Source organism: Psychrobacter sp. AT9, assembly GCF_047272965.1.
Lineage (GTDB): Bacteria > Pseudomonadota > Gammaproteobacteria > Pseudomonadales > Moraxellaceae > Psychrobacter > Psychrobacter glaciei.
The window spans coordinates 988,944-1,005,706 of the sequence record NZ_JBKOTW010000001.1 but is presented as its reverse complement, the minus strand read 5'-3'; the positions used below and the strand labels follow the sequence as shown (position 1 = coordinate 1,005,706).

The following is a 16,763-nucleotide window of genomic DNA, read 5'->3' as shown; positions in this document are numbered from 1 at the left end:
AAAAGAATAGTGGCCATGAAAAAAACAGCAGCATCGCGTAATACCAAACAGAAAACATCTCATCAGGAAAAATCATCGTCGGCCGGTCAGGTACGTATTATCGGTGGGCAATTTAAACGTCGCAGCGTCAGTTTCATTGATGCTGAAGGTCTGCGCCCAACACCAGATCGCCTGCGGGAGACACTATTCAATTGGCTACTTGCCGACATCCATGGTGCATACGTGCTTGATAGCTGTGCAGGTAGCGGCGTCTTAGGCTTTGAAGCGCTGTCTCGTGGCGCAGCACACTGCACCTTTATTGAGATGAATCGTGGGCAAAGTCAAATGCTAGGCCAAAGTGCTGAGCAGTTGCGGCTCAACGCTGACACCTATCAAATTATCAATGGCACAGCAGAGCAAGTATTGATGCAAAGTCACATCGTCCCGCGCCCTTTCGATATCGTATTTATAGATCCCCCTTATGCTGAGGATTTATGGCAGCCTATTCTAGCGACGCTTATTACCCAAGCATTAATCAATACCGAGACGCTTATTTATTTAGAAGCGGATAGAGACTTAGCAACACAATTGGAGCAGTTAGAAGAGACTATTAATAATAGTATGGTGACTCAACCATCTATTATTCAGCAACCAATTAACTTTGAATGCTTGAAACAAACCAAAGTTGGACAAGTTGTTGCTGGACTTTTTCGCCTATCATCGTCATAATTGTCGGGTTAATGAAAGCCGTTAATAAATTTTAAAAATGTTTAAAACCGCTAAAAAACTGGCCAACGCTGCAGTTTAATGTATATAAGGCGAAAATAAACCCCAATGCAGCTTGCAAGCGTAGGCGCTACTGCTTATAATGTGCAGTCTGTTTTTTGAGAGCCCCGTTTTCCCAGCTAAACTCTCAACGAATTCTAATTTTAAGGTTTTATCATGAAAACACTTAGTGCAAAACCAGCTGAAGTGACCCATGACTGGTATGTCGTAGATGCTGACGGCAAAACCCTTGGTCGCTTAGCCACTCAAATCGCTACTCGCTTACGTGGCAAGCATAAGCCATCTTTTACGCCGCACGTTGACACTGGTGACTTTATTGTTGTCATCAACGCTGACAAAATCACGGTAACGGGTAAAAAAGCGCAAGATAAAAAGTACTATCGTCACAGTGGCTACCCAGGTGGTATCAAAGAAACCAACTTCAGTAAATTGCTTGCACATAAGCCTGAAGATGTTCTACACAAAGCGGTTAAGGGTATGCTTCCAAAAGGTCCTCTTGGCTATGCGATGATCAAGAAGCTGAAACTTTATGCGGGTACTGAACATCCACATGAAGCACAGCAACCTAAAGCACTAGACATCTAAGGATATACTTATGGAACGCAATTACGGAACTGGTCGCCGCAAAACTTCTACCGCTCGTGTCTTTTTAGCGAAAGGTACTGGTAGCATTGTTGTTAACGGCAAACCACTTGATGAGTATTTCAGTCGCGAAACGTCGCGCATGGTTGTTCGTCAGCCTTTAGAATTACTTGACACCCCTACTGCTTATGACCTTTACATCACTGTAAAAGGCGGCGGTATTAGTGGTCAAGCTGGCGCAATCCGTCACGGCATTACGCGTGCATTGATTGAGCTTGACGAAGCCAACAAACCTGCTCTAAAAGCAGCTGGTTTTGTTACTCGTGATTCACGTCAAGTTGAACGTAAGAAATTGGGTCTACGTAAAGCACGTAAACGTCCACAATTCTCGAAACGTTAATCAAAGCTACTTCTTTGCTTTTTGTGATTATCGCCTTTTTCTCAGAGTCGATTTAACACTATTAAGCAAAAGAATAGATTTGCAAAACCTCATAAGCTGGTCACAGTTTATGAGGTTTTTTTATGGCTGCTCATTAAGTGTCGAAAACCAGCTTGCAAACCAGTAGCGACTACCCCATCATTATAATAACTTTTTGTCATTAGCTCCGACGTTATAAACAGTGCTACAAAAGGACATTATGAAAGCGCCCGAACAATACGACCCCAGCAAACCGCCAGCAAAAAACAGCATACCACCACTGAGTATGCAGCGGTCGGATAAGTCACCCGCCATTTCTATCGGCACGCCAACGATTACCCAAACTCATAAACGTACGGCACGAGCAGATAAAAAGCCCTTTCAATGGCAGTTCTTATCGCCTAAATATTGGGCAATTTGGCTATTGTTCTTGATGATGTTGCCCATGATTTATCTACCGCTACGCTGGCAGTTTTGGCTAGGGCGTAAAGTGGGTATCTTGTTTTACAAAGTTGTAGGCTCGCGGCGACGTGATACGCTCATTAATTTAAAACTGGCCTTTCCAGAAAAGCCGGAAGTTGAACGTGAGCTGATGGCAAAGCAGGTCTTTGTCAATCAAGGTATTGGTCTATTTGAAACCTTGTGTGCTTGGTTCCGCCCGAATGTCTTTACTCGCACCGTTTCTATTTCAGGACTACAGCATTTAGTTAATGCCCAAAATGAAAATCGTCCGGTCATTTTACTAGGTGCACATTATACGATGCTTGATTTGGGTGGATTGTTTTGCGCGCAATTTTTTGCCTTAGACTGTATGTATCGTACACAGAATAACCCGCTACTTGATTGGTTCATTTATAACGGTCGTACCAATATATTTGGTAAGCAAATCTCCAGTCGTGATATGCGTAGCTTGGTGAGTTCAATTAAAGCTGGGCATGTCATTTGGTATTCTCCTGACCAAGACTATGGTCTCAAGCAAGGTGTCATGGCACCGTTTTTTGGTGTGCCTGCAGCCACTATCACTGCCTCAAGACGCATGGCAAAATTGGGCAGCAAGGCGCACCCGCCTGCTGTCATGGCATTGCATACCTATCGGCAAACGCCAGATAACTTGCCGAGTGGCAAACGCCCGCATTATCATCTGACCATTACGCCTGAGCTGCATAATTATCCAAGTAATGATGAGGTTGCTGACGCCACTCAGGTGAATGAAGTCTTAGAAGGACTCATTCGTATCGATCCCACCCAGTGGATGTGGTTTCATCGGCGCTTTAAACATGGGCCGACAGGTCGCACAAATATCTATAAGTAGACTTTATTCCCAAAAATATACGTAAAATTTGCTATACTTTGAGGCTAATATTTTTGCCACTAACTGTGCAAAACTAACCATAAATTTATAATAATTTGATAAACCAAATAATGGATTTCCCATGAGTAACAACCGTACTTCTGATAATCAGACCTCTGATAGCCAAATATCTAATAGCTCAACGCAAGCCAAACGCATTTTAACTGGTATCAAGCCAACAGGTACGCTACATTTAGGCAATTACGTTGGTGCTATTCGTCCAGCAATTCAGTCTATTCAAAACAGTGATGATGAAGCATTTTTCTTTTTAGCAGATTATCATGGCATTATTGGCTGTTACGACCCTGCCGTCATCCATGAGTCGACCAAAGCCATTGCCGCGACTTGGATTGCCTGCGGTCTTGACCCTGAGCGTGTGACTTTTTATCGTCAATCAGATGTACCAGAAATATCAGAGCTGGCTTGGATTTTAAATTGTTCATGTGCCAAAGGTCTGATGAATCGTGCTCATGCTTATAAAGCAGCGGTCGATATCAATATGGAAAAAGAAGACGTTGATCCTGATCAAGGTATTAATATGGGGCTGTTTGGATATCCAGTGCTGATGGCAGCAGATATCTTGATGTTCAACGCCACTCATGTGCCTGTTGGTCGTGATCAAATTCAGCATATTGAGATGGCACGTGATATCGCCGGTACATTTAACCACCGCTACAAACCGCTTTTCACCCTACCATCAGCGGTCGTTGACGACAATATCCCGCTATTGACTGGTCTTGATGGGCGCAAAATGAGCAAAAGCTATAGCAATACTATTCCGCTATTTGGTGAGCACAATCCGCAAGTCAGCGCCGAAAAACAAATGCACAAAGCCATCATGAAGATCGTCACTAACTCGCAGCTGCCTGAAGAGCCGAAAGATCCTGACGACTCTGCTATCTTTGAGATTTATAAAGCCTTTGCTACGCCGCAAGAAATCGCCAACATGCGTGCACAGTTTGCTGCTGGTATTGGCTGGGGCGATGCCAAGCAAGCATTATTTGACAAAATAGATGCTGAGATTGCCCCATTTCGCGAGCGTTACCAAGAGCTAATGGCAAATCCAAAAGAGCTGGAAGCAATCTTACAAATGGGTGCAGAAAAAGCCCGTCGCCATAGCCGTAAACAGTTAGACAAGACTCGCCGCGCCATTGGCATTCGTCCACTTGCCAAACTTAAATAGTCATTTAATGATGGTCACCAATACGGATATAAAACGTGGATACTGACCTACAGTATGGACAAACAGCTGTATCGCAAGCTGTCTTGTCCATAGATGCTTATCAAATGTCTGAATCTCTAACGAGTCATGACGCTACAAGTGCTACAGACCGCTCAACTATCCGTGATACGTCGTTACGCATCTATCAAACGCCAGTACAGCATTTGCCAGAAGATCTTTACGTGCCACCACAAGCATTTGCTATTTGGTTAGAGCAGTTTGCTGGACCGTTAGATTTTTTATTATATCTGGTCAAAAAAAACAACGTTGATCTGACGCAAATGCCAATACTGCCTATCACTGAGCAATACTTGGCTTACATCAGCGAATTAGATACCGAGTACTTTGAGTTGGCCGGTGATTATTTATTGATGGCATCAACGTTGATTGCGATTAAAACTGAGCTGTTACTACCCAAGCCAGAGACCCCTACCGATGAGCGCGACCCAAAAGCTGAGCTGATTGAGCGCCTTGAGGAGTATGCGCAAATTAAAGTAGCCAGTCAGCGCTTGGATAGTCTGGTACGTCTTGAGCGTGATGTGTTCTTGGCGATGGTCAGTATGCCCAGTCAAGACATCATGAATGCCGAGCTGCCGAACTACTCACCAAATTTATTGATTGATAGCTTGTTCAAAATGCAGCTACAGCCAGACTATCAAATGCATTCTATCAAGGTCGATACCGTTCCACTTGCCGATCGTATTGCCAGTATTAGTAGGCAATTAAGCACGGATGGCGTGCACTCGTTTTATGAGCTACTAGACAAAGCGCAAGGTAAAATAGGTGTAGTGGTCAGCTTTGTCGCCGTGCTCGAGCTGATGAAGCGGCAACTAGTTGGTGTTGTGGTAAATTCTGCTTCTGACGGTGATAAGACCTCAATGGATACGAACCAATCTGCTATAAACGAGCAAATGGGACCGTTGACCTTACAGTGGTTGGCTTAATGATTTTCAAAAGAGAGCTTTTCTAATGACAGATATTCAGTGTCAACATCTTGAAGAGATAAGCAAGCATATCGAAGTGCTGTTGCATGCATCTGAAGCACCACTCCCTGCCAATGCCTTAAAGAAGCACCTGTCGTTGTCTAGTAAAGAATTAAAACAAGCTTTAGACTTACTAAGACAACGCTTAGATACGGGCGTCCTTAGCCTACATGAAACTGCCAGTGGTTATCGCTTGCAAATCGCAGATAGCTACAGCCTCTTAATCCAGCGCGTGTTCCCGCAACGTCAAGAGCGACTGAGCCAAGCCCTACTTGAAACCTTAAGTGTGGTTGCTTATAAACAACCAGTGACCCGCAGTGATATCGAGCACGTGCGCGGTGTCACACTATCGAGCAATATATTGCGCCAATTGTTTGATAAAGGTTGGATTGAAGAGAAGGGCTATAAAGAGACTTTGGGTCGACCAGCATTGCTACATACCACTGCGCAATTCTTAGATGCATTTGGACTGAGTGATTTAGATGAGTTACCGCCAATGCCAGATATGGCAGCCATCAAGACCATGACCTAATGTTTATATGGCTTCGAAAAAAAGGACAGACCTCATTAGGTCTGTCCTTTTTTTCGAAGCTGACTGGTGTAAACCAATACAGCTCGAGCGTATCATCAATTAGCAGTACTGATTACTGATTAATAATATCAACACCCTTTGGCGGAGTAAATTTGAACTTACTGCTGCTGATGCTTGGGTTTAGTTTGATACCGCTGAATTTGATAGAAGTGGTTTGACCCAAAGTATCATTTAATACCATCATCACTGGTTTGCCACCGCTAAAACTCATTGATAAACTCTTAAAACTGGCACTATCTGACTTTGGATACAGCACATAATAGTTTTTGTTGTCGTACGGCTGGGTGATTTTAAAGCTTTGATCAATTTTGCTTGGATCACCTGACAATAATAGTGCTGGGGTATTGCCCACTTGGCTATCGACGTTTTGTTTGGTTGCTTGCTCTAAATCTTTATCATAGACCCACATGGAGCTACCATTAGCAATGATCAGCTGCTGTGAGGGTGATTTTGTCTCCCAGCGAAAGTTATTTGGACGCTGCACACTCATAGAGCCAGAAAAAGTACCACTGCTAGCGCCTTTTGTCGTTTGGCTAAAGTTGGCTGTCATGCTTTTTGTGTTTGTTAGCAGTTTATTCAAACGCGTCGCTGCTGTTAGATTGTCAGCAGGCGCGGCGGTAGCAGACTGGGTCAATGCCATCATTGGAGCTGCAACACCAAGCGAAGTCATTAATACACCCGCTAAAGCACCGCTCATTATTTTTTGTTTTAGAGTGGTTGTCTGTTCAATCGCTTGCTTGTTTAGTAAAGTCATTATTAATTCTCTCTTAAAGTGCGTAATCGCTAAAAAATAAATGTTCTTATTAAATTTTTTGTTTTCGATAATGTTTAACTCACCAGATAAAACCAGTGTCATTAAGCAATGCGCACAGTGTGCCAGTTTTTTCATTACGCGCCTAGTCATGATTTGCAATCATTACTACGCCTGCCATACACGCTTGTAACCAACTCTGTTACACAGTACATCAAGGTTTTTCGATAGGGTTTTAAAGGCTGTGATGGCTCACGAACGCAAATCTACTATAAAGTATAGATATAAAAAAGCCTCCACTACCATACGGTAATAGAGGCTTTTCTAGTCATCAGATTATTTTATTCACAGAGAATAAAATAATTCAGATGGGCAATTATGCACTTTCAACCATAACATAACGACGGTTGAATTTACCTTTGGTCGCAAACTTTACAACACCGTCATTCAGTGCAAATAAAGTGTGATCACGACCCATGCCAACGCCTTCGCCTGCGTGGAATTCTGTACCACGTTGACGAACGATGATGTTACCAGCGACGATGGCTTGACCGCCAAAGATTTTTACGCCGAGCATTTTTGGGTTTGAATCACGACCGTTACGTGACGAGCCGGCAGCTTTTTTATGTGCCATGAGAAAATCTCCTTGTTAATGTGACTTATCGCTAATGCGACAACTCTTAAGCATTTAGTGCGCTGTTTAGCAATAATTGCTAAATGGGTAATTAGGCATTAATGGCTTTGATTTTTAACAAGGTATACCATTGGCGGTGACCTTGCTCTTTGTGATAATGCTTACGACGGTTGTGCTTGACGATACGAATTTTTTCGCCGCGACCATGCTCAACAACTTCAACTTCAACGCTAGCACCTTCAACGATAGGCTGACCGATTTTGACAGTTTCACCGTCAACAATCATCAATACGTCTTCAAATTTGATTGTAGCGCCAGTTTCTGCTTTTAGTAGTTCAACTTTAAGCAATTCATCGACGACTACACGGTGCTGTTTACCACCAGTTTTGATTACTGCGTACATTGTATGACTCCGTTTAACCCGTGTGCCGTGGCTGATGTTATACCAACGCTTTTACGACGAACACGACAGGGAAAAATTAAAGGCAAGATTTTACGGCTTTTTGCTCATAAAAGCAAGCCGCGCCTCTTGTTTTTGTAAGGTGGTTACACTAATGACAATCACTCATCCTGCTATATCTACTGCTGATTATAAGAGCGTCATAGACAACAATTCTAATATGAGCATACAAAACAGTAATGACGAATGATCGATTAAGCCCAACAGCGGTTATTATAACTTATGCAATCAGTTACTTACAGCCTTTTATGAGTCATTTATGTGATTAAAAAATTTTAAATAAGCTAGGGAACATATATTCAAAATATAAAAGGTTTTTACAGTTTTTATTCTTCTTAACCAGCGCAGTAAAGCGTGTATAAAACATTTTTGTTCTACTTCTGCTATATACTTTAAGCCACAATTTAAACGTACAGCTATGCTATTATAAGCAAAACGATACCTTACCTATAGATAGATAAAGTCAAGGTTATAAAAACTCTCTTTATTCTTATTAATATGACTATTTATTATGACTATTACCTCTTCAACTAATACCTCTTCTATGACTCAATCCATGCCTAGCTATGCTGATATTCAAAGTATCGTCGCTGATGATTTTGAGGTGATGGACAAGCAAGTATTTGGTAGTCTCAACTCAAAAGTACAGCTCGTCATGAGCGTCTCGCAGCATGTAATCAATGCTGGTGGCAAACGTATGCGTCCACTGATTACCTTATTATGTGCCCGCATGTTCAATGACAATCCATCAGAAAAAGCCATGCATTTAGCTGCCATCACTGAGATGCTGCATACTGCTACCCTCGTCCACGATGATGTCATTGATGAGTCAGGACAGCGCCGCGGTAAGCCAACGGCGAATGCCACATGGGACAATGCCACCGCAGTATTGGTCGGTGATTACCTCATTGCCCGCGCCTTTAATCTTTTGGTCGGTTTTCAAAGCTTGCCATTGTTGCAAGTGTTCTCGGATGGTACTTGTGATATTGCTGAAGGTGAAGTGTTGCAGTTACAACATCAGCATAACCCTGCCGCGACAGAAGAAGACTACCTACGCATTATCGATGGTAAAACCTCACGTCTGTTTATGATGGCGACCCAAGGTGCCGCTATCTTGCAAGATAAAACAGAATATATGCAGGCATTGGGTGATTTTGGTCAACACTTTGGCAATGCCTTTCAGATTATCGATGATGTGCTTGATTATAGTGGCGATAGTGAAGTGATGGGCAAAAACCTAGGCGACGACCTTGCTGAAGGCAAACCTACTTTACCAACGATCAAAGCGCTTGAGTTGCTAAAAAACAGCGATACAGAAGGCTATGAGCAGCTCCGCATTGCCGTACAAACTGGGAAAACGCCTAACGCTGAACAGCTTATTGATTTGGTGCGCCGCTCAGGCTCATTAGATTATTGCAAACAACGTGCTTTGGAAGAAACCAAATTGGCGCAACAAGCACTGAGCACGCTACCAGACAATCGCTATCGTCAAGGTTTACATCAACTGACCGAGCTTGCTAGCGCACGTTTAGTGTAGATAGTGTAGCAGCATCGTTTTTTAACGGTTATTAGTCTCGATTCGCGTTTCTATTGTGATACTGATTTATGCATAGTAGAAACTATTGAGCCCTATTTTTATGGTCATAATTATTAGTTGATAAATTCGTTATTTTGTTTACAAACCCAAATTTTCATCGTTTAAAAGCCTCAATGATTATGTGGTTTATAAATATAACAAAAGTTTACAATATGTTTTGATAGTAGGTTGTATGTCGCCCTATTAGCGGTTAACTGAGGTGAGGCTTACTATAGCGGCACCTCGTTTATTCATAAAACGTAATATTGCCGCTTTTTGCCGCCTTCCCTCTCCTAAAGTACTTGACTGTGGGGTAACCCCATTAGTTTATAATAACTGATTAAATTTACTAATCAACTCTGTGGCTTGCCTACATCTATAATGCTAAAAACCTTGCCTCATGATTCATCATACAAACGTAAGAACTGGGTATTCTAGTCATTACGTGATATTAAAATTGGTTCTATTAAAACTGATGCTATCGAAAGTGATCTGAGCAAGATATGGCATGTACTTAGCGTTAAGACTGCCCCTATATTTAATACCTTTAAAATTTCATACGTTAAGATTTATTTACTTATAAATTTTTTATACTGTCACTATTTATTTTATACCTATTGCCGAGGACATTGATGAAGCACTCTACTCTTGCGCTTGTAATAGCATCTGTACTATCTGGAGCTGTACTGATTGGCTGTGACAAAAACGAGGACTCCGCTGGCGCAGATGCCGCACAGCAGCAGATGCCGCCTGCGGTTGTCAACGTTCAGACTGTCACTCTTGATACCGTACCCCAAGTACAAACATTCTCTGGACGCACTGCGGCCTATCAAACCGCTGACGTTCGTCCACAAGTTAATGGCGTCATTGACGAGGTACTGTTCCGTGAGGGCGGTAATGTCAAAAAAGACCAGCCACTCTATCGTATCAATACTGATAACTATGCCACTTCTATCACCAGCGGTGAAGCAGCAGTTGCTCAGTCTCAAGCCAATTATCAGACTGCACTGGCCAATAACGCCAATGCCAAAGCTGAATTGGGCAGTCGCCAAGCTTCATTAGCCCAAGCGGTCAATGATTTTCAGCGACTACAAGGTCTTGTAGAGATCGACGCTATCTCTAAACAACAATACGATCAAGCACAGACAGAAGTCCGTACAGCACAAGCTTCATTAGAAAGTGCACGTGCAGCGGTCGGTCAGACGCAAGCGGGTATCGAAAGCGCGAAAGCAGGTATCCAAACGGCTCAAGCAGGATTGGAGTCCAGCACGTTAGATCTTAACCGTACGATTGTACGGGCACCGATCTCAGGGCGCACAGAGCGCTCGAATGTGACTGCGGGTACCTTGGTAAGCGCCAGTCAAGCCAGCCCACTGGTGACGATTTCGCGTCTAGACCCTATCTATGTAGATATCAGTCAATCATCGTCTGAGCTGCTCAAATTACGCCAGCAAATATCTGAAGGCAAAGCTCAACCCGGTATGAACTCGGTTGAATTGGTTCTAGAAGATGGCTCAGTCTATCCTGTACGTGGCAAGCTTGCATTATCTGAAGCAAAGGTTGATGCGTCAACTGGCGCTGTGACCTTACGCGCCATCTTCCCAAATAGCAATAACATCTTGCTGCCGGGTATGTATGTCACTGCACGCTTGACCCAAAGCGTCATTACCAATGCCGCGCTAGTGCCGCAAAGCGCAGTGTCACGTACGCCTAAGAGTGAGACGCAAGTCTATATCGTCGATGAAAACAACAAAATCCAAGTACGTCCAGTCACTATTAATGGTACTTATAACGGACAATGGGTAGTTACTGACGGTCTAAAAGCAGGTGATAAGGTCGTGATTATTGGTGGCTCAAAAGTCAAACCTGATCAAGAGGTAGTGGCTAAGCCATTAGAAAGCGCCAATCCAGCACCATCTGCAAAAGGACAAGGCACGCCAAACGCCAAAACGCCTCAGCAAGCTGCAAAAACGGTGGATAAGCCAGCTGGTAACGGAACTTCTGCTAAGAAACCTACAGAAACCACTGCTAACTAATTCCATTCAAAGATAGGAAGACTTAGGGATATACTATGTCACGTTTTTTTATTAATCGCCCTATTTTTGCATGGGTTATGGCTATTTTAGTCATGCTCATCGGGGTGATATCGGTCATTAACCTACCGATCGAACAGTATCCACGTATTGCACCACCGACCATCTCAGTCAGTGCCAGCTATCCTGGTGCTAACGCACAAACTGTCGAGAACTCAGTCGTACAGATCATTGAACAACGTATGAAGGGTCTTGATGGTCTGATGTATATGTCGTCATCGAGCTCGTCAAATGGTAGCGCCTCAGTGACGCTTACCTTTGAGAATGGTACTGATTCTGATACCGCACAAGTACAAGTACAGAACAAACTGCAAGCCGCGATGAGCTCCTTGCCTGAGTCTGTTCAGCGTCAGGGCGTCAACGTCAATAAATCGTCTAGCAGCTTTTTGATGGTGCAAGCATTTATTTCTGAAGATGGCACTATGGATCGAGCGGATATTGCTGATTACATTAACTCCAATGTCGTCGATTCGATCAGTCGTGTAGAGGGTGTGGGTGAAGTTCAAGTCTTCGGCTCTACCTATGCAATGCGTGTATGGCTTGACCCTTCACGCCTACGCAGCTATAACATGGTACCGTCTGATGTCGTCAATGCAATACGAGCGCAGAACGCGCAAGTATCTGCTGGTCAGCTAGGTCAAGCACCTGCTGATACCGACCAACAGGTTATCAATGCCACCGTTACAGTGCAAAGCTATCTACAAACACCTGAAGAATTCCAAAATATTCTGTTAAAAACAGATACCTCAGGCGCCCAAGTACGCTTAGGCGATGTGGCAGATGTCGACATCGGTAGTGCAGACTATAGTGTAGTATCGCTATATAACGGTCAAGAAGCTGCCGCTTTGGGTATTTCACTCGCAGGTGGTGCTAACGCGCTTGAGACTCGTGAAGCCGTTGGCGCACGTATGGCGGAGCTAGAAAAAAACTTCCCAATTGGTCTAGCCTCAGTCGTTCCTTATGACACCACGCCATTCGTACGCTTGTCTATCGAACAAGTCGTCATGACCCTCATTGAGGCGATTGTGTTGGTATTTATCGTCATGTTCATTTTCTTACAGAACTGGCGTGCAACTATTATTCCGACGCTTGCCGTACCTGTCGTTTTATTGGGCACGTTCGCAGTGCTTTATGTAGCGGGCTTTAGTATCAACGTGCTGACCATGTTTGCGATGGTACTATCCATCGGTCTACTGGTCGATGATGCGATCGTTGTGGTAGAGAACGTTGAACGTATTTTAGAAGAAGATCCTCATATTTCTATTAAAGACGCGACCATTCAATCGATGGGTGAGATTAGTAAGATTGTTATCGGTATTGCTTTGATTCTATCAGCAGTATTTGTACCGATGGCCTTCTTCGGTGGTTCAACGGGCGTAATTTACCGTCAGTTCTCCATTACTTTGATTACTGCTATGGTGCTATCAGCCATTGTCGCCCTTGTTTTCACCCCTGCGCTATGCGTGACCTTATTAAAACGTGGCAAGAGCCATGAAAAAGGCAACGAAGAAAAGCAAAAAGGCTTCTTTGGCTGGTTTAACCGCTCATTCTTTAAGCTTAGTCGTTCATACGAAGGCTTTGTCGGTAAAAGCTTTCGCTTCAAATGGCTATATTTGATTGGTTATGCGGCCATTATTGGCGTCATGGTGGTGGTATTCTTACGTATTCCCGGCTCATTTTTACCAGAAGAAGATCAAGGTATTATGTTTACTTTGGTTCAGCTTCCTGCCGGTTCGACGTTAGATGAAACACAAGAAGTGCTCGATAAAGTAAGAAACTATTACGACACTCAAGAAACCGATAACATTGCCTCCGTCTTTACCATTGCAGGCTTCAGCTTTGCAGGTCAAGGGCAAAATATGGGACTGGCATTCGTTCGCCTGTCAGATTGGGAAGCGCGTTCGGGTGATGAGAACACTGCTCAGGCTGTTGCTGGTCGAGCAATGGGTTACTTCTTTACCCAATTAAATGAAGCGCAAGTTTTTGCGATTGTACCGCCAGCCATTACCGAACTTGGTAACGCCAGTGGTTTTGATTTGATGCTCCAAGATAATGGTAACCTTGGTCACGACGGGCTACTTGAAGCACGAAACATGCTGCTAGGCATGGCAGCGCAAAACGATCAAGTCGCTGGTGTACGTCCTAACGGTCAGGAAGACTCACCGCAGCTTAAGGTAAATATCAACCAAGAGCAAGCCGCCGCTTATGGCTTGTCACTAGGTAATATCAATAGCGTTATCTCAACCGCTTGGGGCTCAAGCTACGTTAATGACTTCATTGATCGTGGTCGTATTAAACGCGTCTTTGTTCAAGGTGAAGCGAGTAGCCGTACCAATCCTGATGATATTGGTAAATGGTATGTGCGAAATGAAATGGGCGATATGATCTCATTTAATGCTTTTTCGACCAGTGAATGGCAATCAGGCTCACCACGTCTGACCCGCTACAACAGTTTACCGTCTATGAACATCCAAGGTAGTGCTGCGCCCGGTCTAAGTACTGGTGAAGCCATGAGCTCGATGGAAACCATGATTGAGAAGCTACCTGAAGGTATCGGTTACGAGTGGACAGGTATGTCACTAGAAGAGCAAAAGTCAGGCGCTCAAGCACCGATGCTCTACGCGCTTTCAATCTTAGTCGTGTTCTTATGTTTGGCAGCCCTCTATGAAAGCTGGTCTATCCCCTTCTCTGTCCTACTGGTCATTCCACTTGGGGTATTAGGAGCAGTCATATTTACGTGGTTACGAGGTTTCGCCAACGATATTTACCTGCAAGTAGGTCTATTGACGGTGGTTGGTCTATCGGCCAAAAACGCCATCTTGATTATCGAGTTTGCTAAAGAGCATCAAGAGGAAGGCTATAGTCTAAAAGAGGCAGTCATGACAGCAGCACGCCAACGTCTGCGCCCTATTATCATGACCTCACTTGCCTTTGGTCTAGGTGTTGTGCCATTATTCTTGGCGAGCGGTCCAGGTTCAGGCAGTCAAAATGCCATTGGTACCAGTGTGGTTGGCGGCGTCGTAACGGCGACCCTCTTAGGCATCTTCTTTATCCCGATGTTCTACATCTGGATACGTAGTGTGTTCCCTCACAAGTATGACAACAACAAGCCAAATGATAAAGGCGATGGCGACAATGGTACGCCTGCTCCTCAGAACCCAACTCCCTCAGAGAGTTATCAGCCTGCAAGCCTTGGAGACAATACATAATGAGTGCTCAAAAAACATGTACAACCAATACTACAGCGGTGGTAGCCTCAGCTACCCTTGCGCGCCCAGTTCTATCACGCATGCGCAAGAACAGCGGTCGTTTAATCGGCTTGACTGCTTTAGCGATGAGTATGGCGGCTTGTAACACCATTCCAAAAGCCGATACTCGCCCTGTACTTGCTGAGCCCAATATCTCTATTGAACAAGCCTACGGGGCGTTCGACAAGGAAACGGCTAGTAACGCCTCACAGCCAAGTATTGCGGGTCAACGCTGGCAAAATTTCTATAGCGATGAGCGTCTAAAAGGGCTGATTGCTTTAGGACTTGAGAACAATAAAGACTTTGAAAGTGCCCGTTTAGCCATTGAAAAAGCACGAGCGCAATATCAAATCACCGATATTAACGATTTGCCAACCATCAATGGTAGTGGCGGCTACACGCGCCAAGCACAGAATAGAACCGACAAAAACCCCAACAGTAGTTATAACGTCAACCTAGGATTGGCCAACTACGAGCTAGATTTTTGGGGTAAGATTTCTAGCCTAAAAGATCAAGCGTTGCAGAATTTTTTGGCGACTACAGCCGCGAAGGATTCGACTCAAATTAGTCTAATCAGTAATATTGCCCAAAGCTATGCCAATTTAAGCTATAGCTTGGCACAGCTTAAGCTGGCAGAAGCTACTGTTGAGAGTCGTGACAGATCATTGTTTATTGCGAGCAAACGTTTTGAGGCAGGCATTGATCCTAAACTGCCTTCATTGCAAGCCAGTGCTTCTTTAGAAAATGCTAGGCTTGCCGTATTACGGGCACAAAGCAGTATCTTGACCTCACGTAATGCCTTGCAATATTTGATTGGCGCTTCTATTCCAAACGAGTTGATTCCAACACCGGCAGTCAGCAATATTACTAGCCAGCAACTCTTTAATGCTGGCTTACCAAGTGAGTTGTTACGCTATCGCCCTGATGTCTTACAAGCGGAATACAACCTAAAAGCTGCGGGTGCCAATATCGAAGTGGCACGTGCGTCTTACTTCCCTTCCATTAGCTTAGCAAGTAGTGTTGGTGTCAGTAGCGGTAGCTTAGATGATCTGTTCAAAAGCGGTGCAGTCGGCTGGTCTTTTGGCCCAAGTATTAGTGTCCCAATCTTTGATGCAGGACGTTTGGATGCTGAATATAATGTGGCCAAAATCGAGCGTGAGCAGACGCTTTCGAGTTATGAGCGCTCTATCCAAACCGCATTCCGCGAAGTGTCAGATGTGCTAGCGACACGCGCCACCTTGGGTGAACAGTTAGAATCTCAGTATCGCCTACAAGATAACTTTGAGCAAACCTATCAAATTGCCGATGCACGCTTTAAAGCGGGTGTCTCCAACTATCTAGATGTCCTCGATGCCCAGCGTTCGTTATTCTCAACCCAGCAGGGAATTTTGGATTTAGAACTACAAAAACTTGTCAGCCAAATTGAGTTGTACCAAGCGCTCGGTGGCGGTGCTAACCTTGATGTGCCAACGGTCATCCCTGTGCCGCAATATACCAACTTGGTTCAGGTCGTTAACCTACCTGCCTATAGCAACAAGGTAAAAGCGGCTAACGCGATTGATGCAGCGAGCTCAGCACGTGTGGCGTCTGTACAAGAAGCCATCGCAATCAAACAAGCGCAGCCGTCAGAAACCACTACCTTTGAGCCGACTGCTATCGTCGATGTCAATAGCGATGGTAAAACAGATGCTGCAGTGGGTGTGATTACCGAAGAGACGCGTTTCAATGAAAATAGTGTTGAGCAAGTGCCGGTCACGCAGATTGTTGAGCCTTAAATGGTTCGATCTTAAAATCGTTACATCACAGTATCCTTGTATTGACAGTTGATAAGTACCATTAGCCCTGCCGACTTGGTAGGGCTTTTTGCTTTTATTAGCTGTCTTTGGTTATAGTAGAATCACTATGCTAGCGGCTATTTTGTTAGCGACCATTTTCAAATATTACATCTATAGTCGATGCTAAATAAAATAGATACACGACGTTATGATGCGTGACTGGTATAAATTCTTCTTGCTTGCTGTGCCTACGCAAACAGAGACTACAAAAAATTTATATCAGTCACGTTGTCTCTTTTTTATATTGAACTGA

At 44.1% G+C, this 16,763-nt stretch carries 14 protein-coding genes; 11 read left to right on the top strand and 3 right to left on the bottom strand.

All coding sequences use genetic code 11. From position 1 onward, the window contains the following. Window positions 1–15 precede the first annotated feature (15 nt). From rsmD to scpB, 7 genes are all read left to right on the top strand, one after another. On the top strand, window positions 16–708 hold the full coding sequence (gene rsmD, locus ACMFL8_RS04420; protein ID WP_413190210.1) for a 16S rRNA (guanine(966)-N(2))-methyltransferase RsmD: 693 nt from the start codon (window positions 16–18) through the stop codon (window positions 706–708). 213 nt (window positions 709–921) lie between these two features. Further along, window positions 922–1,350 carry a 50S ribosomal protein L13 gene (gene rplM, locus ACMFL8_RS04415; protein WP_010199223.1) on the top strand — a complete coding sequence of 143 codons (429 nt, stop codon included), beginning with the start codon at window positions 922–924 and terminating at the stop codon, window positions 1,348–1,350. 10 nt (window positions 1,351–1,360) lie between these two features. After that, window positions 1,361–1,747 carry a 30S ribosomal protein S9 gene (gene rpsI, locus ACMFL8_RS04410; RefSeq protein WP_010199221.1) on the top strand — a complete coding sequence of 129 codons (387 nt, stop codon included), beginning with the start codon at window positions 1,361–1,363 and terminating at the stop codon, window positions 1,745–1,747. Between the two features lie 238 nt (window positions 1,748–1,985). Further along, on the top strand, window positions 1,986–3,077 hold the full coding sequence (locus tag ACMFL8_RS04405) for a lipid A biosynthesis acyltransferase (protein ID WP_413190209.1): 1,092 nt from the start codon (window positions 1,986–1,988) through the stop codon (window positions 3,075–3,077). A gap of 121 nt (window positions 3,078–3,198) precedes the next feature. Next, window positions 3,199–4,299: a tryptophan--tRNA ligase gene (locus ACMFL8_RS04400; protein ID WP_413190208.1), complete on the top strand. Its 1,101-nt coding sequence runs from the start codon at window positions 3,199–3,201 to the stop codon at window positions 4,297–4,299. Between the two features lie 104 nt (window positions 4,300–4,403). Next, window positions 4,404–5,282: a segregation and condensation protein A gene (locus tag ACMFL8_RS04395; RefSeq protein ID WP_413191365.1), complete on the top strand. Its 879-nt coding sequence runs from the start codon at window positions 4,404–4,406 to the stop codon at window positions 5,280–5,282. Window positions 5,283–5,307: 25 nt separating this feature from the next. Beyond that, a complete protein-coding gene (gene scpB / locus ACMFL8_RS04390; protein ID WP_413190207.1) occupies window positions 5,308–5,853 on the top strand; it encodes an SMC-Scp complex subunit ScpB in 546 nt (181 codons plus the stop codon). A gap of 112 nt (window positions 5,854–5,965) precedes the next feature. Here scpB and lolA read toward each other — a convergent pair whose 3' ends face one another. From lolA to rplU, 3 genes are all read right to left on the bottom strand, one after another. Further along, complete coding sequence (gene lolA, locus ACMFL8_RS04385; protein ID WP_413190206.1) at window positions 5,966–6,667, bottom strand: outer membrane lipoprotein chaperone LolA; 702 nt, start codon at window positions 6,665–6,667, stop codon at window positions 5,966–5,968. Between the two features lie 373 nt (window positions 6,668–7,040). Further along, window positions 7,041–7,298, bottom strand: a complete 258-nt coding sequence (gene rpmA / locus ACMFL8_RS04380; protein WP_010199200.1) for a 50S ribosomal protein L27 — start codon at window positions 7,296–7,298, stop codon at window positions 7,041–7,043. A gap of 91 nt (window positions 7,299–7,389) precedes the next feature. Next, a complete protein-coding gene (gene rplU, locus ACMFL8_RS04375; RefSeq protein WP_010199185.1) occupies window positions 7,390–7,701 on the bottom strand; it encodes a 50S ribosomal protein L21 in 312 nt (103 codons plus the stop codon). Between the two features lie 568 nt (window positions 7,702–8,269). Between rplU and ACMFL8_RS04370 the strand changes: the two genes are divergently transcribed. The 4 genes from ACMFL8_RS04370 (at window position 8,270) to ACMFL8_RS04355 (ending at window position 16,450) form a co-directional block, all read left to right on the top strand. Beyond that, window positions 8,270–9,295 carry a polyprenyl synthetase family protein gene (locus tag ACMFL8_RS04370; protein ID WP_201593065.1) on the top strand — a complete coding sequence of 342 codons (1,026 nt, stop codon included), beginning with the start codon at window positions 8,270–8,272 and terminating at the stop codon, window positions 9,293–9,295. A 671-nt stretch (window positions 9,296–9,966) separates the two neighbouring features. After that, the gene (locus ACMFL8_RS04365) at window positions 9,967–11,370 is read left to right on the top strand and encodes an efflux RND transporter periplasmic adaptor subunit (protein WP_413190205.1); all 1,404 of its coding nucleotides are present in this window, start codon (window positions 9,967–9,969) and stop codon (window positions 11,368–11,370) included. Between the two features lie 35 nt (window positions 11,371–11,405). Further along, window positions 11,406–14,636 (top strand): efflux RND transporter permease subunit, encoded by a 3,231-nt coding sequence (locus tag ACMFL8_RS04360; protein WP_413190204.1) that lies wholly within the window; start codon window positions 11,406–11,408, stop codon window positions 14,634–14,636. After that, entirely contained in the window at window positions 14,636–16,450 is a 1,815-nt protein-coding gene (locus ACMFL8_RS04355; protein WP_194620225.1) for an efflux transporter outer membrane subunit, read from the top strand. The genes ACMFL8_RS04360 and ACMFL8_RS04355 overlap by 1 nt, the downstream gene beginning before the upstream one ends. Window positions 16,451–16,763 lie beyond the last annotated feature (313 nt).

Bases quoted from the DNA above. Each gene is read 5' to 3' on its own strand.
- rplM (WP_010199223.1), top strand. From the start codon at position 922: ATGAAAACACTTAGTGCAAAACCAGCTGAAGTGACCCATGACTGGTAT.
- ACMFL8_RS04370 (WP_201593065.1), top strand. From the start codon at position 8,270: ATGACTATTACCTCTTCAACTAATACCTCTTCTATGACTCAATCCATG.
- ACMFL8_RS04400 (WP_413190208.1), top strand. From the start codon at position 3,199: ATGAGTAACAACCGTACTTCTGATAATCAGACCTCTGATAGCCAAATA.
- rpmA (WP_010199200.1), bottom strand. From the start codon at position 7,298: ATGGCACATAAAAAAGCTGCCGGCTCGTCACGTAACGGTCGTGATTCA.
- rpsI (WP_010199221.1), top strand. From the start codon at position 1,361: ATGGAACGCAATTACGGAACTGGTCGCCGCAAAACTTCTACCGCTCGT.
- ACMFL8_RS04405 (WP_413190209.1), top strand. From the start codon at position 1,986: ATGAAAGCGCCCGAACAATACGACCCCAGCAAACCGCCAGCAAAAAAC.
- ACMFL8_RS04355 (WP_194620225.1), top strand. From the start codon at position 14,636: ATGAGTGCTCAAAAAACATGTACAACCAATACTACAGCGGTGGTAGCC.
- ACMFL8_RS04365 (WP_413190205.1), top strand. From the start codon at position 9,967: ATGAAGCACTCTACTCTTGCGCTTGTAATAGCATCTGTACTATCTGGA.
- lolA (WP_413190206.1), bottom strand. From the start codon at position 6,667: ATGACTTTACTAAACAAGCAAGCGATTGAACAGACAACCACTCTAAAA.
- scpB (WP_413190207.1), top strand. From the start codon at position 5,308: ATGACAGATATTCAGTGTCAACATCTTGAAGAGATAAGCAAGCATATC.
- ACMFL8_RS04395 (WP_413191365.1), top strand. From the start codon at position 4,404: ATGTCTGAATCTCTAACGAGTCATGACGCTACAAGTGCTACAGACCGC.
- ACMFL8_RS04360 (WP_413190204.1), top strand. From the start codon at position 11,406: ATGTCACGTTTTTTTATTAATCGCCCTATTTTTGCATGGGTTATGGCT.
- rplU (WP_010199185.1), bottom strand. From the start codon at position 7,701: ATGTACGCAGTAATCAAAACTGGTGGTAAACAGCACCGTGTAGTCGTC.
- rsmD (WP_413190210.1), top strand. From the start codon at position 16: ATGAAAAAAACAGCAGCATCGCGTAATACCAAACAGAAAACATCTCAT.